The 24,969-nt window shown below is 70.1% G+C and carries 22 protein-coding genes; 13 read left to right on the forward strand and 9 right to left on the reverse strand.

Features of this window, described 5'->3' with window-relative positions; all coding sequences use genetic code 11:
* The first annotated feature begins 3 nt into the window (after window positions 1–3).
* The 4 genes from mtrB to hpf all read left to right on the forward strand — a co-directional run bounded on the left by mtrB (window position 4) and on the right by hpf (window position 4,878).
* Window positions 4–1,683 carry an MtrAB system histidine kinase MtrB gene (gene mtrB, locus ACIGEP_RS01010; protein ID WP_396659775.1) on the forward strand — a complete coding sequence of 560 codons (1,680 nt, stop codon included), beginning with the start codon at window positions 4–6 and terminating at the stop codon, window positions 1,681–1,683.
* Complete coding sequence (locus tag ACIGEP_RS01015) at window positions 1,680–3,353, forward strand: LpqB family beta-propeller domain-containing protein (RefSeq protein ID WP_396659776.1); 1,674 nt, start codon at window positions 1,680–1,682, stop codon at window positions 3,351–3,353. Before mtrB ends, ACIGEP_RS01015 begins: the two co-directional genes overlap by 4 nt.
* Window positions 3,354–3,443: 90 nt before the next feature.
* The gene (locus ACIGEP_RS01020) at window positions 3,444–4,118 is read left to right on the forward strand and encodes a ComF family protein (RefSeq protein WP_396659777.1); all 675 of its coding nucleotides are present in this window, start codon (window positions 3,444–3,446) and stop codon (window positions 4,116–4,118) included.
* Between the two features lie 100 nt (window positions 4,119–4,218).
* Window positions 4,219–4,878, forward strand: a complete 660-nt coding sequence (hpf, locus tag ACIGEP_RS01025) for a ribosome hibernation-promoting factor, HPF/YfiA family (RefSeq protein WP_396659778.1) — start codon at window positions 4,219–4,221, stop codon at window positions 4,876–4,878.
* A gap of 69 nt (window positions 4,879–4,947) precedes the next feature.
* On the opposite strand, the gene ACIGEP_RS01030 is transcribed toward hpf, so the two are convergent.
* The gene (locus ACIGEP_RS01030) at window positions 4,948–5,769 is read right to left on the reverse strand and encodes a serine hydrolase domain-containing protein (protein ID WP_396659779.1); all 822 of its coding nucleotides are present in this window, start codon (window positions 5,767–5,769) and stop codon (window positions 4,948–4,950) included.
* Window positions 5,769–7,094 (reverse strand): hypothetical protein, encoded by a 1,326-nt coding sequence (locus ACIGEP_RS01035; protein WP_396659780.1) that lies wholly within the window; start codon window positions 7,092–7,094, stop codon window positions 5,769–5,771. The genes ACIGEP_RS01030 and ACIGEP_RS01035 overlap by 1 nt, the downstream gene beginning before the upstream one ends.
* 177 nt (window positions 7,095–7,271) lie before the next feature.
* On the opposite strand from ACIGEP_RS01035, the gene secA reads away from it, so the two are divergent.
* Together secA and ACIGEP_RS01045 are read left to right on the forward strand one after the other, a co-directional pair.
* Window positions 7,272–10,046 (forward strand): preprotein translocase subunit SecA, encoded by a 2,775-nt coding sequence (secA, locus tag ACIGEP_RS01040; RefSeq protein WP_396659781.1) that lies wholly within the window; start codon window positions 7,272–7,274, stop codon window positions 10,044–10,046.
* 72 nt (window positions 10,047–10,118) lie between these two features.
* Window positions 10,119–11,342 (forward strand): pyridoxal phosphate-dependent aminotransferase, encoded by a 1,224-nt coding sequence (locus ACIGEP_RS01045; protein ID WP_396659782.1) that lies wholly within the window; start codon window positions 10,119–10,121, stop codon window positions 11,340–11,342.
* A 12-nt stretch (window positions 11,343–11,354) separates the two neighbouring features.
* On the opposite strand, the gene ACIGEP_RS01050 is transcribed toward ACIGEP_RS01045, so the two are convergent.
* Window positions 11,355–11,792: an Rv3235 family protein gene (locus ACIGEP_RS01050; protein ID WP_396659783.1), complete on the reverse strand. Its 438-nt coding sequence runs from the start codon at window positions 11,790–11,792 to the stop codon at window positions 11,355–11,357.
* A gap of 142 nt (window positions 11,793–11,934) precedes the next feature.
* Between ACIGEP_RS01050 and ACIGEP_RS01055 the strand changes: the two genes are divergently transcribed.
* Complete coding sequence (locus ACIGEP_RS01055) at window positions 11,935–12,528, forward strand: hypothetical protein (protein ID WP_396659784.1); 594 nt, start codon at window positions 11,935–11,937, stop codon at window positions 12,526–12,528.
* A gap of 22 nt (window positions 12,529–12,550) precedes the next feature.
* On the opposite strand, the gene ACIGEP_RS01060 is transcribed toward ACIGEP_RS01055, so the two are convergent.
* Window positions 12,551–12,799 carry a helix-turn-helix domain-containing protein gene (locus ACIGEP_RS01060; protein WP_396660985.1) on the reverse strand — a complete coding sequence of 83 codons (249 nt, stop codon included), beginning with the start codon at window positions 12,797–12,799 and terminating at the stop codon, window positions 12,551–12,553.
* 121 nt (window positions 12,800–12,920) lie between these two features.
* Here ACIGEP_RS01060 and ACIGEP_RS01065 point away from each other — a divergent pair, with 121 nt between their 5' ends.
* The 3 genes from ACIGEP_RS01065 to ACIGEP_RS01075 are packed head-to-tail and all read left to right on the forward strand — an operon-like array spanning window position 12,921 to window position 16,316.
* Window positions 12,921–13,550: an SAF domain-containing protein gene (locus ACIGEP_RS01065; RefSeq protein ID WP_396659785.1), complete on the forward strand. Its 630-nt coding sequence runs from the start codon at window positions 12,921–12,923 to the stop codon at window positions 13,548–13,550.
* Window positions 13,547–14,782 (forward strand): CpaE family protein, encoded by a 1,236-nt coding sequence (locus tag ACIGEP_RS01070; RefSeq protein ID WP_396659786.1) that lies wholly within the window; start codon window positions 13,547–13,549, stop codon window positions 14,780–14,782. The genes ACIGEP_RS01065 and ACIGEP_RS01070 overlap by 4 nt, the downstream gene beginning before the upstream one ends.
* Window positions 14,783–14,822: 40 nt before the next feature.
* On the forward strand, window positions 14,823–16,316 hold the full coding sequence (locus ACIGEP_RS01075; RefSeq protein WP_396659787.1) for a sensor histidine kinase: 1,494 nt from the start codon (window positions 14,823–14,825) through the stop codon (window positions 16,314–16,316).
* A gap of 18 nt (window positions 16,317–16,334) precedes the next feature.
* Here the strand turns inward: ACIGEP_RS01075 and ACIGEP_RS01080 are convergent, their stop codons facing one another.
* On the reverse strand, window positions 16,335–16,583 hold the full coding sequence (locus tag ACIGEP_RS01080; RefSeq protein WP_018188706.1) for a WhiB family transcriptional regulator: 249 nt from the start codon (window positions 16,581–16,583) through the stop codon (window positions 16,335–16,337).
* 208 nt (window positions 16,584–16,791) lie between these two features.
* Between ACIGEP_RS01080 and ACIGEP_RS01085 the strand changes: the two genes are divergently transcribed.
* Window positions 16,792–17,190, forward strand: coding sequence for a histidine kinase (locus tag ACIGEP_RS01085; RefSeq protein WP_396659788.1), 399 nt, complete (start codon window positions 16,792–16,794; stop codon window positions 17,188–17,190).
* Here the strand turns inward: ACIGEP_RS01085 and bcp are convergent, their stop codons facing one another.
* From bcp to aroA, 3 genes are read right to left on the reverse strand one after another with little or no spacing between them, the layout of a single operon-like run.
* Window positions 17,191–17,655, reverse strand: a complete 465-nt coding sequence (gene bcp, locus ACIGEP_RS01090; protein WP_396659789.1) for a thioredoxin-dependent thiol peroxidase — start codon at window positions 17,653–17,655, stop codon at window positions 17,191–17,193.
* A 21-nt stretch (window positions 17,656–17,676) separates the two neighbouring features.
* On the reverse strand, window positions 17,677–18,714 hold the full coding sequence (gene rsgA, locus ACIGEP_RS01095; protein WP_396659790.1) for a ribosome small subunit-dependent GTPase A: 1,038 nt from the start codon (window positions 18,712–18,714) through the stop codon (window positions 17,677–17,679).
* Window positions 18,711–20,039, reverse strand: coding sequence for a 3-phosphoshikimate 1-carboxyvinyltransferase (aroA, locus tag ACIGEP_RS01100; protein WP_396659791.1), 1,329 nt, complete (start codon window positions 20,037–20,039; stop codon window positions 18,711–18,713). Before aroA ends, rsgA begins: the two co-directional genes overlap by 4 nt.
* A 191-nt stretch (window positions 20,040–20,230) precedes the next feature.
* Between aroA and ACIGEP_RS01105 the strand changes: the two genes are divergently transcribed.
* Together ACIGEP_RS01105 and ACIGEP_RS01110 are read left to right on the forward strand one after the other, a co-directional pair.
* Entirely contained in the window at window positions 20,231–20,884 is a 654-nt protein-coding gene (locus ACIGEP_RS01105) for a sigma-70 family RNA polymerase sigma factor (RefSeq protein WP_396659792.1), read from the forward strand.
* A complete protein-coding gene (locus ACIGEP_RS01110; protein WP_396659793.1) occupies window positions 20,881–21,126 on the forward strand; it encodes a zf-HC2 domain-containing protein in 246 nt (81 codons plus the stop codon). The genes ACIGEP_RS01105 and ACIGEP_RS01110 overlap by 4 nt, the downstream gene beginning before the upstream one ends.
* 67 nt (window positions 21,127–21,193) lie before the next feature.
* On the opposite strand, the gene ACIGEP_RS01115 is transcribed toward ACIGEP_RS01110, so the two are convergent.
* Window positions 21,194–24,892 carry a multifunctional oxoglutarate decarboxylase/oxoglutarate dehydrogenase thiamine pyrophosphate-binding subunit/dihydrolipoyllysine-residue succinyltransferase subunit gene (locus tag ACIGEP_RS01115; RefSeq protein ID WP_396659794.1) on the reverse strand — a complete coding sequence of 1,233 codons (3,699 nt, stop codon included), beginning with the start codon at window positions 24,890–24,892 and terminating at the stop codon, window positions 21,194–21,196.
* Window positions 24,893–24,969: the final 77 nt, after the last annotated feature.

The following is a 24,969-nucleotide window of genomic DNA, read 5'->3' on the forward strand; positions in this document are numbered from 1 at the left end:
CTCGTGTCGGTGACCGCCCGGACCGGCACGCACACCGTCGTCCCGGCATGGCGCGACTGGCGGTCGTGGCAGCGACGTGTGCAGTTCGCCTGGCGCCGCTCGCTGCGCTTCCGCACCCTGTCGGTGACGCTGACCCTGACCGCCCTCACGATCCTCGTCGCGCTCGTCTGGATGTCCCTCGCGATCCTCACCGACCTCTACGAGTCGCGAGCCGAGCAGGTGCAGGATGCCGCTCAGCGCGCCACGCAGGCCGCGCAGAGCACGTTCGACGCGGCCGTCGTCGACAGCGACGAGGTCGCCCTGCAGGTGCTGATGGACGAGGTGCGGCGCGAGATCCTGTCGCGTCAGGCGGGGACGTCCATGCTCGCGGTCTTCCGTATCGACGACGAGCCCTCGGCGATCGCGCCGCAGAACTTCGAGGCGGGCGGCCTCGAAGAGGCGATGATCTCGCCCGAACTGCGTGAGAGCGTCCGTCTGACCGGGGATCGGCAGTGGTGGCAGTCCATCGGACTGCCCGAGGGCGACGGGGGAGAGACCCCCGGCATCATCGTCGGCCAGCAGCTGGTCCTCCCCGAGGCGGGCGCCTACGAGGTGTACTTCGCCTACGACCTCGGTTCCGAGGCGCAGACGCTGCAGTTCGTACAGGTGACCCTGTGGGTCGTCGGTCTGGCGCTGCTCGTCCTGATCGGCGGGATCTCGCTGTTCGTGCTCCGCTCGGTGACCGTCCCCATCGCACAGGCGGCCGAGACCAGCGCGAAACTCGCCGCGGGGGATCTCGGCGTCCGTCTGCCGGTGCGCGGCGAGGACGAGTTCGCGACGCTCGGACGCTCGTTCAATGCGATGGCCGACAGCATCGAAGGGCAGATCAAGGAGCTCGCCGAGCTCTCCCTCGTGCAGCAGCGTTTCGTGTCGGATGTCTCCCACGAGCTGCGCACCCCCCTGACGACGATCCGCCTCGCCTCCGACATGATCAACGATCAGCGTGACGAGTTCGACCCCTCGACCTCACGCGCCGCGGAGCTCCTTCACGCTCAGGTGCAGCGGTTCGAGGTGCTGCTCGCCGATCTGCTGGAGATCAGCAGGTACGACGCCGGCTCGGTGCAGCTGGAGCTGGAGCCGACGAGCCTCGCGCACCTGGCGGAGGACGTCATCGAGTCGATGGCGCAGCTCGCCGAGCAGCACGGCAGCGACGTGCGTCTCGTCGCGCCCGGCGGCTACTCGCCGGTCGACATGGATCCGCGTCGTATCCGCCGGATCGTCCGCAACCTCCTCGGCAACGCCATCGAACACGGTGAGGGCCGCCCCATCGTGGTGACCGTCGACAGCGACCAGCGCGCCGTGGCGCTCGGTGTCCGCGACTTCGGCCTGGGGATGGGCGCGGCCGACGCGGAACGCGTGTTCGACCGGTTCTGGCGTGCCGATCCGTCCCGGCGGCGCACGATCGGGGGAACCGGACTCGGGCTCTCGATCGCCCTCGGCGACGCACGTCTGCACGGCGGCACGCTCGAGGTCTGGTCCGAGCTCGGCGGCGGCAGCCACTTCGTACTCACTCTGCCCCGTCAGGCGGGCGAGCAACTCTCGGGGACGTCGCCCATCGACCTCGATCCTCGCGACGACGCCGCCCTCGGCGACCTCGGCCTCACTCAGCCCATCTCGCTGCCGCCTCGGGAGGAGACGACATGACCGCGCGCCGCGTTCTCGGGACCGCCGTCGCGATCCTGCTGGCCGTGACCTTTTCGGCCTGCGCCGGGCTGCCTCTGGGCGGACCGGTGCACGTCGGCAAGGCGATCGACGAGGTCGAAGGTCCGCCCGACTTCTCGTACGTCCCCGACGGGCCGGTGAGGGATGCCACACCGCAGCAGATCGTGGAAGGTTTCATCGCGGCGGGCTCGGGTCCGCGCGGCAATTGGGAGGTCGCACAGGAGTTCCTGACGACGCAGTTCCGGCAGCAGTGGCAGCCGCAGGCGAACGTCACCGTCTATCGTCCCGGTGAGAGCTCGATCGAGTCGCCGTCCGAGAACGAGATCATCTTCACGGTGGATCCGGTCGCCCGTGTCGACGCGACAGGAGCATACGAGCCGACCGATGAGGGCCGCATCCCGTTCACCTTCTCGCTTGCCCAGGAGGACGGCCAGTGGCGCATCTCGCAGGCACCCGACGGCATCGTCCTCGACGCCAACCGCTTCGCCTCGGTCTTCCAGAGTTACGACCTCGCCTACTTCGACCGCGGCTGGGACACCGTGATTCCCGACGTGCGGTGGTTCCCGTCGACCAACCCCGCCACCCGGATCACGGCCGCGCTCGTCTCGGGCACCCCCAGTCCCTGGCTGACGGAATCGGTGCGCTCGGCGTTCACCGGTGAGGTGGGGCTCGCCCAGCCGGCGGTGCCCGTCGAAGCGGGCGTCGCGCGGATCTCCTTCGACCCGGCGATCCGCGACCTCGGTCGCGACACCATCGCTCGCATGAAGACCCAGCTCGACGCGAGTCTCGCCGACGCCGGCATCCTCGATGTGCAGATGCTCGTCGGGGACGAGCCGTTGGACGTGACCGCCGCCCCCACCCGGTCGACCGCGGTCGATGCCCGGCCGCTGGTCCTGCAGGACGGTCGGTTCGGCTTCCTGTCCGGGAACGACATCGACGTCGTCGACGGCCTCGGGGGCTCGTTGCAGAGCGTCGACGCGCGGGCCATCGAGACGGATGCCGCGCGGACGACCGCAGCGGTGCGGACGGCGGCGGGTGCCATCCTGCGGGTCGAGGCGGGCGGTGAACCCACCGAGCTGGACACCCGGCAGAAGATGACCAAGCCGTCGATCGACACCGACGGCTACATCTGGACGGTGCCCCGGGATCAGCCCGAGGAAGTCGTCGCCTACGGTCCCGACGGCAGCGCTCAGACGATCCCCTCCGGATGGGTGGGGGCGAGCGAGGTGAGCGCAATGCGGCTCTCGCGCGACGGCGCACGGCTGGCGGCGCTCGTGCGCAGCGGGGGCCGCTGGGCGGTGTGGGTGGCAGGAATCGTCCGTGACGAGAATCAGGTGCCGGTCTCGCTCGGCGAGCCGCTGCCGGTGGCGAATCTCGGGGGGCGCGGGGTCGACCTCGCCTGGATCGACGGGGCGACCTTGGCCCTCGTCTTCGTGGACGGCGATCAGCGCGTCGTGCGCGAGCAGACGATCGGCGGACAGGGGAGCGAGGTCCGCGCTCCCGACGAGGTCGTCGCGATCGCCGCCGGCAACCAGAGCGGCAGCGTCCGACTGCTGACCTCCGACGGCAGTCTGTACGTCCAACGTGGCTCGTGGCAGGTCATCGCCTCCGAGGTGACCGCGCTCGCCGTGCAGCAGGGTCTCCCCGGCTGAGTCCTCCTCCACACTCCTCTGCTGTCGTGCGGGGGCCCCGAACCGGCCGGGGAGTGCGCCGTCGACGGCTCGGGCGCGCACACTGACCGGATGCCGCTTCCCCCCGCCCTTTCCGCATCCCTGCACCGCGCGGTCCTGGACGCGCTCGCCGTCGTCTTCCCGGTGTCCTGCGCCGGGTGCGACGTGCCGGACAGCGACCTGTGCGAGTCCTGCCGCCGGAGCCTGATCCCGGCGCCGACGGTGCGACGGCTGCCGAGCGGACTCGAGGTCCGGAGCGCTCTCTGCTTCGAGGGGGAGGCCGCGCGGGTACTTCGCGCCTTCAAGGAGGACGGGCGCACCCCGCTCGCCCGTCCGCTCGCGGCCGCGCTGGCGGCGGCATGGCCGGTCGGGGTCGACGCCGTCCCCGTCCCGGTGCCCGCGAGCCGGGCGTCGCTTCGCCGCCGGGGGTACGCGCCCGTCGAGCTCGTGTGCCGGCTGGCCGGGTGGCGACCTCATCCGCTGCTGCGGGTGACCCGCCGCACCGCCGACCAGCGGACGCTTCACAAAGAGGAGCGGGCCGCGAACCTCGCCGGGGCGTTGGCGGTGCGACCTCGCATGCTCCGTCGATCGGGGGATCTCCCCGTCGTCCTCGTCGACGACGTCGTGACGACCGGGGCCACCCTCGAAGAAGCGGCGCGCGCCCTCCGGGCTGCGGGGATGACGGTGCGCGGCGCCGTCACGGTCGCCGCGACGCCGCGCCGGCATCGCTCAGAGGATTCATCGTGATCGGGTCGTGACACACACGGGGAGCAGCACTACGGTGGGGGGACACAAGGCGAACCGAGGTCCGCCCTTGACCGGGTGGACCGGAACAAGGAGGTCAGGGATGGAGATCAACATCGTCGGTGTGGGCGTGAGCGTCAGCGATCGTTTCCGCACAGTCGTCGAAGAGAAGTCCGCCCGAGTCGAGCACCTTGCCCCTCGAGCCCAGCGGCTCGACGTCAAGGTGACGCATCGCACCTACCACAACGGCGGACGCGAGGACGAGACCGTCGAGGTCACGCTCACCGGCAAGGGGCCCGTCGTCCGCGCCGAGGCGGTGGACAGCGACAAGTTCGCCGCACTCGATCTCGCGATGACCAAGCTCGCCGAACAGATCCGTCGCGCGAAGGAGAAGCGGGTCGACCTGCGCAACCACCCGCGCGGCGCCAAGCTCGAGAAGGGCACGGGCACCCTCCAGGGCATCGACGTCCAGCCCGCATCCGTCGACGTCATCCGTGCCGTCGCGACCGGCGAGGTGCCTGTCATCACGGGCGCCGAGGATGAGGATGACTACACCCCCGTCGTCATCCGTACCAAGCGTTTCGATCCCGAATGGATGACGGTGGAGGATGCCGTCGACCGCATGGAGCTCGTCGGCCACGACTTCTTCCTCTTCATCGACGCGCGCACCGACCAGCCGAGCGTCGTCTACCGCCGCAAGGGGTGGGACTACGGCGTCATCTCGCTGACGACCACCGCGGCACCCGCGGAGCTCGTCTCCTGACGCGACCCGCGCTCACGCGAAGGGCGGATGCCGCACGGCATCCGCCCTTCGTCGTGCCGGGGGACCGGTTCAGAGGGCGGCGAGCACGGCGTCGCTGAAGGGCGGCCACGCCTGCGCCGCCCAGTCGCCGAAGGGCCGGTCGGTGAGGGCGACGAGCGCGACGTGTGCCCGGGGATCGACCCAGAGGAAGGTCCCGGACTGGCCGAAGTGACCGAAGGTCTCCGGGGAGTTGGCCGCACCGGTCCAGTGCGGACTCTTCGTGCCGCGCACCTCGAGCCCCAGTCCCCAGTCGTTCTGCTGCTGCAGGCCGAATCCGGGAAGGACACCGCGCAGGCCGGGGAACGCCACACCCGTCGCCGTCGCCAGGGTCTCGGGATCGAGCAGGCGCGGCCGCTGCAACTCCGCGGCGAAGCGGGCGAGGTCGCGGCACGACGACGAACCCCCGGCCGCAGCGGAGCCGCCGACGGTCGTGGCCGTCATGCCGAGAGGGGCGAAAACCGCCTCGTGCGCGTACGCGTCGAAGGAGATGCCCGTCTCGGATTCGAGCAGATCGGCCAGTACTTCGAACCCGGTGTTCGAGTAGAGGCGCCGCTCCCCGGGGGTGGCGCGGATCGTCGAAGTCGAGAAGTCGTATCCCGCGGTGTGCGCCAGCAGATGCGCGACGGTCGCCCCGGGTGGACCCGCGGGCTGGTCGAGGGAGAGCGCGCCTTCCTCGACGGCGACGAGCGTCGCGTACGCACTCAGCAGTTTCGTCACGGACGCGAGTCGGTAGACGCGATCCTGATCACCGGCGGATGCCGCAGCCGTGCCGTCGGCCGTGACCGTGACCGCCGAGGCGTGCGGCACCTCCCACGTCTGCGACAGGGCGAGCGCGTCGTCGAGCGCGGCCATCAGTCGAACATGCCGTCGAGCAGGCCGCCGATGACGAGGCCGCCGAGCAGTCCGCCGGCCAGACTGCCGCCACCCATCCCGCCGCCCATCCCGCGACCGCCGTAGCCGCCGTTTCCCCAGTCGTTCGGGCGCGACGAGTCGATGTCCCGCTGAGCGAGCTGGAGGGCCTCGCCGGCGAGGTGCGCTGCCCGGCGGGCCATGCCCATCGCCTCGTCGCGGTCGTCCTCGTCGATCGGACCCGAGAAGCGCAGGAGGTCGCCGCGCAGGCGCTCGGCCTCGGCCAGTCGGGTCCGGGCGTCCGCTCCGATCCAGCCGCGGTGGCCCGAGATGACGCTCCGCGCCACACCGATCTGGCGGTCCGCGTCGTCGATCGTGTGGCGGACGTGCTCCTCGGAGGGCACCGGACGCGCCGCGCGCTCCTGGGCCTTCGCGACGGCGGTGTCGAGCGCGGCGTTCGCGGCGCGCAGACGGGTGAGTTCGGCGAAGGGGTCGGGCTTGCTCCCGGCGGGCGTGAGCGAGGTCAGAGCAGCCTCGAGGTCGGCCGCGGCTGCGGCGACGGCCGGCGTGCCGAGCAACGGCTGGGCGACGATGAGGTCGTCTCGGGAATCGTCCACGATCGCCGCGAGCGTGGACTCGGCCCGCAGCGCCTCGATCTCGAACGTGTCGACGGCTTCGACGAGGGTGCCGGCGCGGCGGGCGGCCTCGATCGCGGTCTCGAGCGCCAGGTTCGCCTGTTCCCGCTGCCCGCTGTCGCGCCGTCGCTCCGAGACCTCCGCGCTGTGCTCGGCGAAGTCGAGCAGCTGCGCCGCCTCGGCCGCGTTGCCCAGGACCGTTCGCATCGCGGCATCCGAGTACCGCGTGGAGAGTCGCTCGAGGCTCGCGTTCAGCGCGGGCAGACGCTCCCGGAGGCGCGCCACATCCGTGCGGATGCCGGCGATGATCTCCGGAGCCCGCCGCGCGCGGGCGATCGCCTCGGCCAGCGACTCGGTGCGATCGTCGAGGAGGTCCTCGGCCCATTCGCACAGCTGGACGATTCGCGCGTTCCGTGTGCGCAGCTCCTCCGGGGTGTCGGGGATCTCGTCGTGGTTCAGCTGATGCAGCTGGAATGCCTCGCCGAGGTGCTGGCGCACGGCCGCGACAGCGTCACGCAGATCCTTCGTCGCCTCCCGCCCGAGCTCGATCTCGGCGTAGGCGAGTTCGTCGTCGGTGACGCGGATGCGCTCATCGGCCGAGACGAGGGCGGCTCCCGCCTTGCGGTTGAGCTCGGCGTCCTGTGCCTCGATCTCCGCGTCTTCGCGCTTGCGTCTTCCCCAGAAACCGGCCATGGGCCGATCTTACGGGCCGAGGGATGTTGCCGGTCCCGGCGCGGGGGAGAGGTGTGATGCGCCCAGCAACCTCGTAGGTCACAGGCGGATAACATGGCGGTGTATGTCTGCGCGTCCCGCGCACCGGCATCCCGACATCGCACGTCGGGGTGGCGAATCGACAGATGGAGATCCTCCGTGGCGAACCCCCTCGAGAAACTGCTTCGTGCCGGTGAAGGCCGCATCCTGCGCAGGCTGCAGCAGGTCGTGAAGGCCGTGTCGGCCCTCGAAGAGGACTATGCGCACCTCACCGACGAGGAACTGCGCGGCGAGACCGCCGAACTGCGTGCCCGCTACGAGGCGGGTGAGAGCCTGGACAAGCTCATGCCCGAGGCCTTCGCGGCCGTGCGCGAGGCTGCGAGCCGCACGCTGGGACAGCGCCCCTACGACGTGCAGGTCATGGGTGGCGCCGCCCTCCACCTCGGCAACATCGCCGAGATGAAGACCGGTGAAGGCAAGACCCTGACCGCTGCGCTGCCGGCGTACCTGAACGCCATCGCGGGCAAGGGCGTCCACGTCATCACGGTCAACGACTTCCTCGCCTCGTACCAGTCCGAACTGATGGGCCGCGTCTTCCGTGCCCTCGGCATGACCACCGGCACCGTCGTCTCGGGGCAGAACCCCGAGGTGCGCCGCCAGCAGTACGAAGCCGACATCACCTACGGCACGAACAACGAGTTCGGCTTCGACTACCTGCGCGACAACATGGCCTGGCGTCGTGAGGACCTCGTCCAGCGCGGCCACTTCTACTGCATCGTCGACGAGGTGGACTCGATCCTCATCGACGAGGCGCGGACCCCGCTCATCATCTCCGGCCCCTCGTCGGGCGAGGCGAACCGCTGGTTCACGGAGTTCGCGAAGATCGCCCGCACCCTCGAAGCCGGCGTCGACTTCGAGGTGGACGAGAAGAAGCGCACGATCGGCGTCCTCGAGCCGGGGATCGAGAAGGTCGAGGACTATCTCGGCATCGACAACCTCTACGAGTCGGCGAACACCCCGCTCATCTCGTTCCTCAACAACTCGATCAAGGCGCTCGCGCTCTTCAAGCGCGACACCGACTACGTCGTGATGAACGGCGAGGTGATGATCGTCGACGAGCACACCGGCCGCATCCTCGTGGGGCGCCGGTACAACGAGGGCATCCACCAGGCGATCGAGGCGAAGGAGGGTGTCGCGGTCAAGGCCGAGAACCAGACCCTCGCCACCGTGACCCTGCAGAACTACTTCCGGCTCTACGAGAAGCTGTCCGGCATGACCGGTACCGCCGAGACCGAGGCGGCCGAGTTCATGTCGACGTACAAGCTCGGCGTCATCCCGATCCCGACCAACAAGCCGATGATCCGCAAGGACCAGTCCGACCTCGTCTACAAGAACGAGCAGGCCAAGTTCGCGCAGGTCGTGGAGGACATCGCCGAGCGCCACGCCTCCGGCCAGCCGGTCCTCGTCGGAACGGTCAGCGTCGAGAAGAGCGAGTACCTCTCGCGTCTGCTCGCCAAGAAGGGCATCAAGCACGAGGTCCTCAACGCCAAGAACCACGCGCGCGAGGCCGAGATCGTCGCCCGCGCCGGTCGCCACGGCGCGGTGACGGTCGCGACCAACATGGCCGGTCGAGGCACCGACATCATGCTCGGCGGCAACGCCGAGTTCCTCGCCGTGTCGGAGATGAAGGCGAAGGGCCTCGATCCCGTCGAGACGCCGGAGGAGTACGAGGCGGCGTGGGAGGAGGTCTACGCGGCCGTCAAGGAGAAGGTGCAGGAGGAGGCCGATCGCGTCGTCGAGGCCGGCGGGCTGTACGTCCTGGGCACCGAGCGCCACGAGTCGCGCCGTATCGACAACCAGCTCCGCGGTCGATCGGGACGTCAGGGCGACCCCGGTGAGAGCCGCTTCTACCTGTCGCTGACGGACGACCTCATGCGGCTGTTCCAGTCGGGGGCCGCCGAGGCCATCCTCGCCCGCACCAACTTCCCCGACGACGTGGCGATCGAGTCCACGATGGTCTCGCGGGCGATCAAGAGCGCGCAGTCGCAGGTCGAGGCCCGCAACGCCGAGATCCGCAAGAACGTCCTCAAGTACGACGATGTCCTCAACCGTCAGCGCGAGGCCATCTACGCCGACCGCCGTCACATGCTCGAGGGCGACGACCTGTCGGAGCGCATCGAGCACTTCCTCGAGGACACCATCGGCGCGATCATCGACGAGCACACTGGCTCCGGTCACAACGAGAGCTGGGACTTCGACGCGATGTGGGCGGAGCTCGGCACCCTGTACCCCGTCGGCGTGACGATCGACGAGGTCGTCGCCGAGAGCGGCAGCAAGGGCAAGGTCACCCCTGAGCTCCTCAAGCGGGAGCTGCTCTCGGACGCCAAGATCGCCTATCGCAACCGCGAGGAGAAGCTCGGGTCCCCTGCGATGCGCGAGCTCGAGCGCCGCGTCGTGCTGCAGGTGCTCGACCGCCGCTGGCGCGACCACCTCTACGAGATGGACTACCTGAAGGACGGCATCGGTCTGCGTGCCATGGCCCAGCGCGACCCGCTCATCGAGTACCAGCGCGAGGGGTACCAGATGTTCCAGTCGATGATGGCCCAGATCAAGGAGGAGTCCGTCGGGTTCCTCTTCAACCTCGAGGTCGAAGTGCGTCAGACCGAGGGCGGCGACATCGAGGCGAAGGGGCTCGCGGCTCCGGAGATCGACGCGCAGAAGCTGCAGTACACCGCGCCGAACGACGCCGGCGAGGTCGAGGTCCGCAACGAGCGCGGCCAGGTCCAGCAGGCCGCGACCAGCAAGGCCCGTCAGCGCGAAGCCGAGCAGGAGGCTCCCGCGGACGCCCCGCGCGGCGCTTTCGGCCAGCAGGTGCAGGCTCCGGCGGAGGCGGGCAACCGCGCGCAGCGGCGGGCGTCCGGCAAGAAGAAGTGATGGCGGACCGACGGGGCGGTGCGGGCCACGCACCCGCCATTGGCCCCGTCGGGTCCCCGATATCCTGAACCGATGACCCCGCGTACCCTCGACCAGTCATCCAAGCTCAAGGACGTCCTTTACGAGATCCGCGGGGCCGCCCTGGTCGAGGCCGACCGGCTGCAGGACGAGGGTCACACGATCCTCAAGCTCAACACCGGGAATCCCGCGATCTTCGGCTTCGAGGCTCCCTTCCAGATCGTGCGCGACATGATCGAGGCCGTGCCTCAGGCCCACGGCTATTCCGACTCCCGCGGCATCATGTCCGCGCGACGGGCGATCGTCTCGCGCTACGAGGAGGAGCCCGGGTTCCCGAAGTTCGACCCCGACGACGTGTACCTCGGCAACGGCGTGTCCGAGCTCATCACCATGACGATGCAGGCGCTGCTCGACGAGGGCGACGAGGTGCTCATCCCCGCGCCGGACTACCCCTTGTGGACCGCGATGACGAGCCTCGCCGGCGGCACACCCGTCCATTACCTCGCCGACAGCGAGAACGGATGGCAGCCGGATCTCGAGGACATCCGCGCCAAGGTGACCGCGCGGACCAAGGCGATCGTGGTCATCAATCCGAACAACCCCACCGGTGCGGTCTATACGCGCGAGGTGCTGCAGGGGATCGTCGAGATCGCGCGGGAGCACGAGCTGCTGCTGCTCTCGGACGAGATCTACGACCGCATCCTCTTCGACGATGCTCAGCACATCCCGTTGGCCACGCTCGCGCCGGACCTGCTCTGCCTGACCTACAACGGTCTGTCCAAGACGTACCGCGTGGCCGGGTACCGCTCCGGCTGGATGGTCATCACCGGCCCCAAGAAGCACGCGGCGGGATTCCTCGAGGGCATCCAGCTGCTCGCCTCGACGCGACTGTGCCCCAACGTCCCGGCACAGTTCGCGGTGCAGGCCGCCCTGTCCGGTGTGCAGTCCATCGACGCGCTGATCGCGCCGACGGGGCGTCTCCACGAGCAGCGGGATGCCGCCTGGGCCGGCCTCACGGCGATCCCGGGGGTCACGTGCGTCAAGCCGCAGGGTGCCCTCTACGCGTTCCCGCGGCTCGATCCCGAGGTCCACGACATCCACGACGACGCCAAGTTCGTCTACGACTTCCTCGTCGCCGAGCATGTGCTGCTCGTGCAGGGGACGGGCTTCAACTGGCCGACGCCGGATCACTTCCGCATCGTCACGCTGCCCGAGGCCCGTGTGCTGACCGAGGCGATCGAGCGCTTGGGCAACTTCCTGGCGTCGTACACGCAGTAGGCGGCGCGGAGGTCAGAGCAGGGCGAGTGAGGTCGCGCGCCAGCGTCCGTCCCACCCCTCCAGCCGCATCGCGACGGCCCGCGTACGGATCGGCCCGCCGATCACGACGACGGCTTCGAGCACGCCGTCCGCCGGTTCGCACGTGCGCTCGGTCAGGATGCGGTGCGCCGGCCGGACGGCGGCGACGCCGCGAGCGCTGCGCGCCCGGGCCGAGAGGTTCGCCCGCGTCACGAGCACGCGATAGGCGTCCTCGCCCAGCCACCGCGCGAGTTGGTCGACGTCGCGGACACCCGCCAGCACCTCGAGGACGCCGATCGTGAGGTTCTTCACGAGCGGGAGGGGGTCGGGAAGGTCCTCCGACGAGGTGCGCTGAGGGGCGAAGTACTCGGCGACCTCGAGCGCGCTCCCCGAACGCGGTATGCGGCTGTCTTCGGTGGCAGTGAGGGCCATGTCGGTTCCTCTCGGGCGACAGGTGTCTACGGGTCGATGAACGGCACGAGTACAGCACAGCCCGACGAGCGGGTGGATGAGAATACTCCAACCTGTGGACAAAGGCGGTCGTGGGTCGGTGCGGTCGTCTACTGTCGCCCCCGTGCGCTGGGATCGATTCTTCGAGGACCTCGAAGACCAACTCGACTCCGAATGGGAGGCGGAGCGTGCGGCGCTGGACACCGAGGCCGAACGGCTGCGGCTCGCCCGCCTGTCGCTGTTCGAGCGGCTTCACGCCCTCGTCGGTGCAGCCGAGGCCGCGATCGTCGTGGATCTCGTGAGCGGAGTCGCCGTGACGGGATCCCTGGTCGCGGTCGGCCCGGACTGGCTCGCCGTGGAGGACGGGGGCGCGAGGGGCGCGCTCATCGTCCCGCTGTCGGCGGTGGCGGCGGTCGGGACGACGCACGCCGATCTCCTGCGCAGCGCGCGCGGCAGTGAGCCGGGGCGACTGCGCGAACGCATGACGCTCGGTTTCCTCCTGCGCGACCTCGCGCGGCGCCGTGTGCCGGTGACGTTGCACGCCAGGGACGGGCGGGAGTACAGCGGCACGATCGACCGCGCGGCATCCGACCACCTCGATGTCGCGCTGCACGACCGCGGCTCACCCCGGCGCGCCGACCTCGTGACCGGCTACCGGATCCTTCCGCTGTCGGCGGTGACGGAGGTCCGGTTGGAGTCTCCGACCGCGCTCGCGTGAGCGAGCGGCGCTCGCCGAATCGTCACTCGCCGCCGCGGCGGCCGCGTCCCCACAGTTCGGGGAAGCTCGCGGCGTTCGACTCCCGCCAGAGAGCGTGCAGACGCGCATCCTCGGCTTGGTCGTCCAAGTAGTCCTCGACACTGTCCGCCTCGATGCGCCACGTCCCCGGGCTGCCCAGCCGCGCGCCGCGCAACCGGCCGTCGAGGATGAGGGCGACGACCTCGTCGACGTCCAGCTGCAGCATCTCCGCGACCTGAGCGGGCGTGAGCATACGCAGCGAGGAGGCATCGGGCATGAGGCCATTATGCGGCCGCGGCCCCGTCGCATCCCGCGCATCGCCGGCTTGTGGATAATCACCGTCGCGACGGAGCGGGCTCGGTCACCATGACGTCATGACCACTCCCGAGACCGTCCGCCCGGCGCCCCGCGCGTTCTGGGCCGACGCGCGGTTCCTCCTCGGCATCGCGCTGATCATCGCATCCGTCGCGGGCGTCTGGCTCGTCGTCGCCTCGGCCCGGCAGACGGCCCCGGTCTTCGCCGCTGCTCGCACGATCGTCCCCGGTCAGACCGTGACGGCCGAGGATCTGCGGGTCGTCGATGTCGCCCTCGGTCCCGCCGGCGAGACCTACGTGTCTCCCGCGTCGCTGGAGCCCGGGGTCATCGCGACCCGGACGATCCTGGCGGGGGAGCTCGTCCCGCGTGCGGCGGTGGACGGGGCGGATGCCGCGACGACGACGAGCGTCGTGATCCGACCCGCGGGCGACGTCTCGGCGGCCGTCACCGCAGGGTCGGTCGTCGAGGTCTGGTCGGCACCGGCCGAGACGGACGGCGAGGTCGGCGCCCCCCGCATCCTCGTGCCGTCCGCGACGGTCGTCTCGGTCACCCGCGACGACGCCGTCGTCTCGGGAGAGGACGTGTCGCTCGAGGTCGTCATCCCCCGCGCCGACGTGGCGGCGACGCTCGCCGCGCTCGCGGGCGATTCCCTCCTGTCGGTCGTTCCGGTCGCGGGAGAGGCGCCGTGAGGGTCGTCGTCGCCGCCGACCGGCCGCGGGCCGAGTCCCTCGCCAGTGATCTGCGCCGCGAGGATGCGGAGGTGCGGGCGGTCGTGTCCTCGGGTGCCCCGGCCGCCGCCGCGCACGACGCCATGTCGGCTCCGGAGGCGGCCGAACTCCTCGCCGAGCTGTCGCGAGCGGATCTCCTCGTCATCGAGGGGAGGCCGTCGACCTTGACCGCCGAGCTCGTGGCGGCGTGCGACCGGATGTCCGTGCGGATCGTGCCGTTGTGCGCACGCGCCTCCGACCGACGTCTGGCTGCAGCGCTCGGCCTCGCGGCCCACGACCGGGACGCACCGGCGGTCGAACTCCTCGCGAGCCCGCAGCCGTCGGCATCCGCCGACGCCACCCGCGGCCGGGTCATCTCGGTGTGGGGCGCCCACGGGGCACCCGGTCGCACGACGCTCGCCGTCGAGGTCGCGTGTGCGCTCTCCCTCCGTGAGCGCCGTGTCGCCCTCGTCGACGCCGACGCGCACGCGCCCTCGCTCGCCCTGGCGACGGGCCTCGCCGACGAAGGACCCGGGTTCGCCGCTGCGTGCCGCCAAGCCGAGCGCGGCGTCCTCACCGTCGCGGAACTCAGCAGGATCTCCTCCACCCTGGCCGAGGTGGCGGTCCTCACCGGCCTCAACCGGCCGGGGCGCTGGCCGGAACTGTCCCATGCGCGGGTCGTCGGGGCACTGGACGCCTGTCGGGACTGGGCGGACGACACCGTCGTCGACACTGCGGCATCCCTCGAACGGGACGAGGAGATCGTGAGCGACCTCGTCGACGGACCACGCCGCAACGCGGCCACGCTCGCCGCGATCGAGGCGGCCGACCTCGTCGTCGCCGTCGTCGCCGCCGACCCGGTCGGGGTCTCCCGCTTCGTGAGGTCCTGGCCGGATCTGCGTGCCGCCGCAGGCGCGACCCCGGTGCACGTGGTCGTCAACAAGATCCGAGCGGGTGCTCTCGGCGTCGACGCCCGCGGACAGGTGCGGCGCACGCTCGAACGGTACATCGGCGTGACGGACGTCTCGTTCGTGCCGTGGGATCCCCGAGGGGCGGATGCCGCGCTGCTGGCCGCGCGCCCCATCGCCCACGTCGCACCGCGCTCGGCGGTGCCGACCGCGGTGCGACGCCTCGTCTCCGAATCCCTCACCCCGCGGGAGGCGGCGACCACCGCCTCGCGGCACTCGCTGCGGCGGCTGGCCCGGAGCGCGTGACCCGAAGGGAGGCCCCGGGCGGAGGATCTAGGGTGGAGGCGTGTCCACCCTCAGCGACCTCGTCTACGCCCAAGGCCGTTCCACCGCGGAAGACGTGGAATGGCTCCACCGTCTCGCCGGCGACGGTCAGCTCCTCGCCGACCTGGCGTTCGCGGACATCGTGATCTGGGTCCCGACCGCCGACGATTCGTTCATCGCCGTCGCGCACACGCGACCGAGCGGCGCAGCGACCCTGTTCTATCGCGACATCGTCGGTGACGCGGTGCGTCCGCAGTGGCGCACCCAGGTCAAGGACGCGTTCACCCAGGTGCGGGTGGTCGACTCCTCCTCGCCGGACTGGTTCGAGGAGACCCCCACGCGCGTGCGCGCCGTGCCGATCGTCCGCGAGCGCGGGGGAGAGGGGCGTGAGACGCGCGTCATCGGCGTCCTGACCCGGCACACCAACCTCGGTGAGGCGCGCACCCCGTCGCGGCAGCAGATCACCTTCAACGACTGCGCCGACGACCTCTTCGGGATGATCGCCTCGGCGGACTTCCCCGACCTCACGGCGCCGACCTCGCCGCGCCGGGGCGCTCCTCGTGCGTCGGACGGTCTGATCCGCCTCGACGTGGACGGGGTCACGACCTTCGCGAGCCCCAACGCGCTCTCGGCCTTCAACCGGCTCGGATTCGACGACGAACTCGAAGGTGAGTCGCTCATGGAGGTGGCGACCACGATCATGCCGGCATCGCGCCAGTTCGATGAGTCGCTACCGATCGTCATGGCAGGGCGTGCGCCGTGGCGCGCTGACGTCGAGGCGCGTGGCGTGACGGTGTCGCTGCGGACGATCCCGCTGCGCGAGAACGGAACGCGCATCGGCGCGATCGTGCTCTGCCGCGACGTGAGCGAGATCCGGCACCAGGAGCAGGAGCTCATCACGAAGGACGCGACGATCCGCGAGATCCACCACCGCGTCAAGAACAATCTGCAGACCGTCGCGTCGCTGCTGCGGATCCAGGCGCGTCGTACGCACTCCGACGAGGGGCGGGACGCGCTGACGCAGGCGATGCGTCGCGTGAGCGCGATCGCCGTGGTCCACGACACGCTGTCGGAGGGGCTCACGCAGAGCGTCGACTTCGACGACGTCTTCGAACGCGTCCTCAAACTCGTCGCCGAGGTGGCGGCCGCCCCCAACACGCGAGCCCGCACGGTCAAACGGGGCACGTTCGGAACCCTGCCGAGCGAGTACGCGACACCGCTCGCCCTCGCCCTCACCGAACTCGTGACGAACGCGGTCGAGCACGGGCTGGCCGACAAGGAGGGCGAGGTCGAGATCATCGCCGAGCGCGATGAGGACCGCCTCGCGGTGCGCGTCCGCGACACCGGCGTCGGCCTGCCCGAGGGTCAGGTCGGCCGGGGCCTCGGCACGCAGATCGTCCGCACTCTCATCCAGGGAGAGCTGAGCGGAACGATCGACTGGCACACGCTGGTCGGCAGTGGCACCGAGGTCACGATCGAGATCCCGATGCGGTACATCGAGCGAGCGCGGGCCTGAGACCCGCGCTCGGCGACATCAGGACGCGCGGCGGGCGCGGGCGGCGCGACGCTTGAGAGCGCGACGCTCGTCTTCGGAGAGACCTCCCCAGACGCCCGAGTCCTGACCGGTCTCGAGGGCGTACTGCAGACAGAGTTCGGTGACGGTGCACCGGGCGCAGACGGACTTCGCCTTTTCGATCTGGTCGACGGCGGGCCCGGTGTTCCCTACGGGGAAGAACAGTTCGGGGTCGACGGTCAGGCAGGCGGCTTTGTCGCGCCAATCCATAGCGGTGCTCCTTGTGGGGGATCGGAAGTCGGGATGCGACGCCGGGCGACGTCGACTAACCTGGGTGGTGTGCGAGCTGTTGCTCGCCCCACGCCGCTGTGGGAGCACACTTGCCCGTCAATATTCCCATGCTCAGGCATGTGAATCAAGGGTTAACGGAGTATTTCGGCGGCTCGCCGTGCCGCGGCGCCCAGGAGGAGCTGTGAACGTGCCCACCACTCGTGTCGAGCGGATCGCGGCGGGATGGCTCGCCCTCGAGGCGGTCGGCGTCCTGGTCCTCGCGGCGTGGGAGCTCGTCGCCCTGACCCGCGGCGACAGCGAGAGCGTGCCCAGCTCGCTCGCCCTGCTGGTCCTCACCGTGATCGGCGCGGCCGCGGTCATCGGATTCGCCGTCGCGGTGTGGCGCGGCGGGTCCTGGGGGCGTTCGGGGGGCGTCGTGGTCCAGCTCCTGATCCTGTCGATCGCGCTCGGTTCGCTGACGGGAGAAGGCGCCGACGCGCGGCTGGCAGCAACCATCGCGGTGCCCGCCGTCGTCGGGCTGATCCTCCTGATCGCCGCCGCCCGGTCGGCCGGTGCGCGATCGAGAACGGGCGACAGCGAGGTCTGATCAGACCCCGAGCAGGGTCCGGATCCGCGCGACGTGCCCGGTGGCCTTGACGTTGTAGAGGGCATGGGCGACCGTGCCGTCCGCGTCGATGACGAAGGTCGACCGGATGACGCCCAGGGCGAGCTTGCCGTAGTTCATCTTCTCGCCCCACGCGCCGTAGGCCTCATGAACGCCGTGGTCGGGGTCGCTGAGGAGCGAGTAGGGGAGAGCGTCGCGCTCACGGAACTCGCGCAGCTTCGCCGGTTCGTCGCGCGAGATGCCGACCACGGTGTAGCCCGCGGCCTGCAGGGGGGCGACGCTGTCGCGGAAGTCGCAGGCCTCGGTCGTGCAGCCGGGCGTCATGGCGGCCGGGTAGAAGAAGACGATGAGACCGCCCCCGCGGAAGTCGCTCAGTGAGACGGCCTCACCGTCTTGATCGACGAGGGTGAAGTCGGGGGCGGAGTCTCCGGGGTTCAGTCGCGGCATCCCCCCATTTTAGTCGGGCGCTCAGGTGGCGAAGGTGGCGAGGAGCCGCTGTAGGGAGTCCAGGCGTGCCGGTCCGCGTTCGCCCAGCCGCCCCTCCGCGACGGCCTCGATGATCGCGCAGTCGGGCGCGTCGGGCAGGTGCGTACAGCCTCGCGGGCACTCCTCGGCGATCGCTGCCAGGTCGGTGTAGGCGCGGAGGATGTTGGCCGGATCGACGTGCCCCAGTCCGAACGACCGGACGCCGGGGGTGTCGATGACCCACCCGCGGCCGTCGTCGCCGACGTACCGCAGCGAGACCGCGGAGCTCGAGGTGTGTCGGCCGCGGCCGGTGACCTCGTTTACATGCCCCGTCGCCCGCGCCGCGTCGGGGACGAGCGCGTTGACGAGCGTCGACTTGCCGACGCCGGAATGTCCGACGAAGACCGTGGCGTGGCCCGCCAGGCGCGCGCCGATCTCCGCGACGGGCATCTGATCACGGCCGCTCGTGAACACCTCGAGGTCGTCGAGCCCCTCGAAGTGCGCGAGGAAGGATGCCGGATCGGCGAGGTCGGTCTTGGTGACCACCAGAAGGGGCTGCATGCCGGCGTCCAGGGCCGCGATGAGGTACCGATCGACGAGACGGGGGCGCGGCTCGGGATCGGCGGCCGCCACGACGATCAGGAGCTGTTCGGCGTTGGCGACGATGACCCGCTCGACCTGGTCGGTGTCGTCGGCGCTGCGACGCAGGAGGGACGTGCGCTCCTCGATGCCCACGATGCGCGCGAGCGTTCCGTCGTCGCCGGTGGTGTCTCCGACGACACGGGCGCGATCGCCGTTGACGATCGGCTGCTTGCGCAGCTCCCGGGCCCGCGTCGCGAGGATCTGACGCTCGTGGGGACCGTCCTCGTCGATGAGGACGGTGTAGCGGCCGCGGTCCACTCCGAGCACGCGCGCGATCTGCGCGTCGGCGTGCGCGGGGCGCCGTTTCGTGCGCGGGCGGTTGGCTTTGGGGTTCGGCCGGACGCGGATGTCGGCCTCGTAGTCGAGGTCGTCGTCATCGTCGTCGTCGAGCCAGCTCACGCGAGCATGCCCGCCCACAGCTGGGGGAACTCCGGCATGGTCTTGGCCGTCGTTCCGATGTCGTCCACGACCACCCCCGGGACGCGGAGGCCGATGACGGCGCCCGCCGTCGCCATACGGTGGTCGTGGTGTGCCCGCCACACCCCTCCGTGGAGAGGACGGGGAACCACATGGATGCCGTCCTCCTCCTCCTCGGCCTCACCACCGAGGGCGCGCAGGTTGTTCACCAGGGCGGCGATCCGGTCGGTCTCGTGCCCGCGGATGTGGCCGATGCCGTGGAAGGTCGTGGGGGCGTCGGCGAACGCCGCCAGCGCGAACAGGGTGGGCGTGAGCTCACTCGCCGCGGACAGGTCCAGGTCCACCCCCGACAGGCGATCGCCCGCCGTCACCGTCAGCGCTCCCGCGCGTCGCGAGACATGCGCCCCCATGACCGGGAGGATGTCGGCCAGGAGTGCGCCCGGCTGCGTGGAGTGCGCGGGCCACCCGGGGACCGTCACCGATCCGCCGGTGAGGACGGCGGCGGCCAGGAAAGGCGCGGCATTGGACAGGTCGGGCTCGATGGCGATGTCTTTGCCCCGGACGGGACCGGCGGGGACGAGCCACTCGTTCGGGGTCGGATGCTCGACGTGCACCCCGCGACGGGCGAGGGCTTCGACCGTCATCTCGATGTGGGGGAGGCTCGGGAGGCGCTCGCCGTCGTGGATCAGCCGGAGCCCGACGTCGAAGCGCGCGGCGGCGAGCAGGAGGCCCGACACGAATTGGCTGGACTGGCTCGCGTCGATCGTCACCTCGCCACCGCGGAGGTGCCCGTGTCCCCGGACATCGAACGGGAGCGCCCAACTGCCGGCATCGTCGATGTCGGCGCCGATCTCGCGCAACGCGTGGATCATCGCCCCCATGGGTCGGTGCATGGCGGTCGGGTGCGCGGTGACGTGCACGTCGCCGACGGCGAGACCCGCGATGGGCGAGATGAATCGCATCACGGTCCCGGCCTGGCCGCAGTCGATCGTGGTGTCGCCGGTGAAGGTCGAGGGCGGCGTCACCGCGAGATCCGGACCGAACGGGGAATCGCCGGCGACGGGGTCGATCCTCACCCCGAGGGTACGGAGCGCGTCGATCATGCGCGCGGAGTCGTCGGAGTGCAGGGCGCCGGTGAGCAGACTCGGACCGTCGGCGATCGCGGCGAGCACGAGCTCGCGATTGGTGAGCGACTTGGACCCGGGCACCGTCACACGCGCCTGGACCGGCTCGGCGGAGGTCGGTGCCGGCCAGCCCGCTGCGGACGCACCGTCGGCGGGAGAGGGGGAGGGGGGCGCGTCGCTCATCGATCCCAGCCTACTGAACGGTGCGGCGGCGGAGCGGGCGGACGGGAGGCTGTCGCCGATATGCGACATCGTCGCGACACCGACCGCGTGGCGTGGAGGTACCGGCGGCATCCGCGAAGCTGGGAATAGCCCCAGCCCCGTCCCCGTTGCACCCCGTGTCGACACCGTGCACGCCAGGGGAGAGGAGCGCGATGATCGCGACAGCTGACGCGCCCGTGCTCGCAGAATGGGCGGACGTAGACTGGCCTGTGATGAACGAGCAGGCGGTCGACGACCCGCGAACCCAGTTCGAGGAGCAGGCGCTCCCCTTCATGGACCAGCTTTACGCTGCGGCCATGCGGATGACCCGCAATCCCGCCGATGCGTCCGACCTGGTTCAGGAGACCTTCGTCAAGGCCTTCGCCGCGTGGGCGTCGTTCACGCAGGGCACCAATCTCAAGGCCTGGCTGTACCGCATCCTCACGAACACGTACATCAACACGTATCGGAAGAAGCAGCGCGAGCCCTACCAGGGCACGATCGACGACCTCGAGGACTGGCAACTCGGCGGAGCCGAGTCGACCACGGCGTCCTCGGCGCGCTCGGCCGAGGCCGAGGCGATCGATCACATGCCGGCATCCGTCGTGAAGGACGCCCTGCAGTCCCTTCCCGAGGACTTCCGACTGGCCGTGTATCTCGCGGACGTCGAAGGATTCGCGTATCAGGAGATCGCGGACATCATGAAAACCCCCATCGGCACGGTCATGAGCCGTCTGCACCGTGGCAGACGACAGCTTCGTGACCTGCTGTCCGATTATGCGAAAGAGCGCGGCATCGAGGTGCCGGCCACAAGGAGTGCGAAATGACCGACTGCGGTTGCGACAAGGCCCGTCAGGATCTCGAAGAGTACCTGCGCAATGAGATCTGCCAGACGCGCCACTCGGACATCACCGAGCACCTGGAGAACTGCGCGGCGTGCCGGGACGAGGCGCTCGTGGCGACGACCCTGACGGCCGTCGTCGCACGCGCGTGCAAGGAGGCGGCCCCGGAGGACCTGCGCGATCAGGTGCTCGCGCGGCTGCGCGCAGAGCAGGCCACCCACCACTGACCTCGCGGTCCGTCACACACGCAAGAGGCCCCGCCGGAGCGGGGCCTCTTGCGTGTGCCGGGAAGGCTCAGACGGTGAGCGCCTTCTCCATGATCGCGGCGTGCTCGCGGGCGTGGACCTTCGGCGATCCGGTCGCCGTCGAGGCAGCCGACGCGCGCGAGATCCGCTTGATCGTGCGGCCGTGGACGTGCTTGACGACCTCGAGCGCGATGAACGGCCAGGCGCCCTGGTTCTCAGGCTCCTCCTGGACCCAGAACAGCTCGGCGTTCGGGTAGCTGTCCAGCACCGCGTTGAGCTGTTCGATCGGCGCCGGGTAGTACTGCTCGAGCCGAACCAGGGCGACCTTCTCGTTCGGGTTCTTCTCGAGCTCGGCGGCGAGGTCCCAGTGGATCTTTCCGGCGTGGAGCAGGACGCGCGTCACCGCGCCGCGGTCGAGGTCACGGCTGTCGTCGATGACCGGCTCGAACCGTCCGTGGAGGAAGTCCTCGACGGGGCTCGTCGCGTTCCGCAGACGCAGCATCGCCTTCGGCGTGAAGACGACGAGCGGGCGGCGCGGGCGGGCGTAGGCCTGGCGGCGGAGCAGGTGGAAGTACGACGCCGGCGTCGACGGGCGTGCGACGGTCATGTTGTCCTGCGCGCACATCTGCAGGTACCGCTCGATGCGTGCCGACGAGTGGTCCGGCCCCTGACCCTCGTAGCCGTGGGGGAGCAGCAGCACGACGCTCGACTGCTGACCCCACTTCTGCTCGGCGGAGGAGATGAACTCGTCGATCACCGACTGCGCCCCGTTGGCGAAGTCGCCGAACTGGGCCTCCCACAGCGTCAGGGTGTCGGCCCGCTCGACGGAGTAGCCGTACTCGAAGGCCATGGCCGCATACTCGCTCAGGAGTGAGTCGTACACGTAGAACCGGCCCTGGTTGTCGCTCAGGTTCGCGAGCGGCAGCCACTCCTGACCGTTCGCGCGGTCGTGCATGACGGAGTGGCGGGTCACGAACGTGCCGCGCCGGACATCCTGCCCGGCCAATCGCACGTTCGAGCCCTCGACGAGGAGCGAACCGAACGCGAGCAGCTCGCCGAAGCCCCAGTCGATCTTGCCGTTGCGGCTCATGTCGTGCCGCTTCTCGAGCAGCTGCTGCAGCTTGGTGTGGACCGTGAAGCCTTCGGGCTTGTTGAGGAACGCGTCGCCGATGCGCTCGATGACGTCGCGGGCGACGCCCGTGCTCTCGGGTGCGCCCACCGCGGTCTCGGCCGGTTCGTCGGCGGCGACGACCGGCGAGGTGCCGGTCTGGGCGGCGTGGGTCTCGGCGAAGGCGATCTCGAGGCGGTTCTGGAAGTCCTGCTTGGCCTTCTCGTACTCTTCCTCGGTGATGTCGCCACGTCCGACGAGCGCCTCGGTGTAGAGCTTGCGCACCGAGCGCTTCGCCTCGATGAGGTTCGTCATGAGGGGTTGGGTCATCGACGGGTCGTCGCCCTCGTTGTGCCCGCGGCGGCGGTAGCAGACGAGGTCGATCACGACGTCGCGGTTGAACTCCTGCCGGTAGCGGAAGGCGAGGTCGGCGACGTGGACGACGGCCTCGGGGTCGTCGCCGTTCACGTGGAAGATCGGAGCCTGGATCGTCTTGGCGACGTCGGTCGCGTAGATCGAGGTGCGGGCGTCGAGCGGCAGTGTCGTGAAGCCGACCTGGTTGTTGACGACGACGTGCACCGTACCGCCGGTGCGGTACCCGCGCAGGCGCGACATCTGCAGCGTCTCCATGACGACGCCCTGGCCGGCGAAGGCCGCGTCACCGTGGACGAGGATCGGCAGCCACGAGAACGAGCCGATGGGGAGGCGGTCCTGCTTGGCGCGGACGATGCCCTCGAGCACCCCGTCGACCGTCTCGAGGTGCGACGGGTTCGCGGCGAGGTAGACCGGGAGCTCCTCCCCGCCGTCGGCGACGAAGGTGCCCTGCGTGCCGAGGTGGTACTTGACGTCGCCCGACCCGCTCTTCGAGCCGACGGCGACCGAGCCCTCGAACTCGCGGAAGATCTGGCTGTAGGTCTTGCCGGCGACGTTCGTGAGGACGTTCAGGCGGCCGCGGTGCGCCATGGCGATCGCGGCGCCGTCGAGGCCCTCGGTCGCCGCACCCTGCAGGATCTGGTCGAGGAGCGGGACGAGGGACTCGCCGCCCTCCAGGCTGAACCGCTTCTGGCCGACGAACTTCGTCTGCAGGAACGTCTCGAACGCCTCGGCCTCGTTCAGTTTGCCCAGCACGCGCAGCTGCTCGTCGTGACCGGGCTTCTGGTACTTGACCTCGAGGTTGTCCTGGAACCACTTGCGCTGGGTCGGGTCCTGGATGTGCATGTACTCGACGCCGAGGGTGCGGCAGTACGAGTCACGCAGGATGCCGAGGATGTCGCGGAGCTTCATCGTGCGCTTGCCGCCGAAGCCGTTCGTGACGAACTCGCGGTCGAGGTCCCAGAAGGTCAGTCCGTGGTTCTCGATCTCGAGGTCGGGGTGCGTGCGCTGCACGTACTCGAGCGGGTCGATGTCGGCCATCATGTGCCCGCGGACGCGGTAGGAGTTGATGAGCTCCTGCACGCGAGCGGTCTTGTCGACGCGCTCGGCGATGTCGACCTTGATGTCGCTGGACCAGCGGATCGGGGAGTAGGGGATGCGCAGGGCCGCGAAGATGTCGTCGTAGAAGCCGTCCTGACCGATCAGGAGCTGGTGCACGATCTTGAGGAACTCGCCCGAGCCGGCACCCTGGATGACGCGGTGGTCGTAGGTGCTCGTGAGGGTGATCGTCTTGCCGATGCCGAGCTCGCCGAGCGTCTTCTCGCTGGCGCCCTGGAACTCGGCGGGGTAGTCGAGGGCTCCGGCGCCGATGATGCAGCCCTGGCCCTTCATCAGGCGGGGGACGGAGTGGACCGTGCCGATGCCGCCCGGGTTGGTCAGCGAGACCGTTGTGCCCTGGAAGTCGGTGGCGGTGAGCTTGTTCTTGCGAGCGCGCTGGACGAGGTCCTCGTAGGCGCTCAGGTACTCGCCGAACGTGAGGGTCTCGGCCTGCTTGATGCTGGGAACCATGAGCGCGCGGGTGCCGTCGGGCTTGGGGAGGTCGATCGCGATGCCGAGGTTGATGTGCGCGGGAGCGACGACCGAGGGCTTGCCGTCGACCTCGGCGTAGTACACGTTCTGCGTCGGGAAGGCCTTCAGGGCCTGAATGAGCGCCCACCCGATGATGTGGGTGAAGCTCACCTTGCCGCCGCGCGTGCGCGACATGTGGTTGTTGATGACGATGCGGTTGTCGATCATCAGCTTGGCCGGGATCGTCCGGACGCTGGTCGCCGTCGGGACGGTGAGCGACTCGTCCATGTTGGCGGCGAGGGTCTTGGGCAGGCCGCGCAGCGGGGTGACGGTGTCTTCGAGGACGGCCTTCTCGCCGGCGGGTGCCGTCTTCGGCGCCTCGGCCGGGATCGGCTGGGGGGCCGCTGGGCGCGCCGTCGTGCGGGCGACGGGCTGAGCGCCCGTCGATGCAGCGCGGGATTCGGGTGCGGCGGGAGCCGGCGCGGCAGGTGCCGGTGCAGCGGATGCCGGGGGTGCGTTCTCGGGCGTCGGTGCGCCGGACGAGCCCTCAGGCGTGTACGCCTCGAGGATCGGCCACCATTCCTTGTCCACCGAGTTCTTGTCGCGGCTGTACTGCTCGTACAGCTCTGCGACGAGCCATTCGTTGGCTCCGAACTCCCCGTCGCTCGTAGTTCCCACGCCGGTCACCTGACTGGACACGGATCCGCCTGCTTTCGTCGTCGACGTTCGAAATGTGCGGTGCCCGCGCGGCCTCGCGCACAGACATCAAGGGTATC

The sequence above is a fragment of the Microbacterium sp. NPDC077663 genome, assembly GCF_044542795.1.
Classification (GTDB): Bacteria; Actinomycetota; Actinomycetes; order Actinomycetales; family Microbacteriaceae; genus Microbacterium.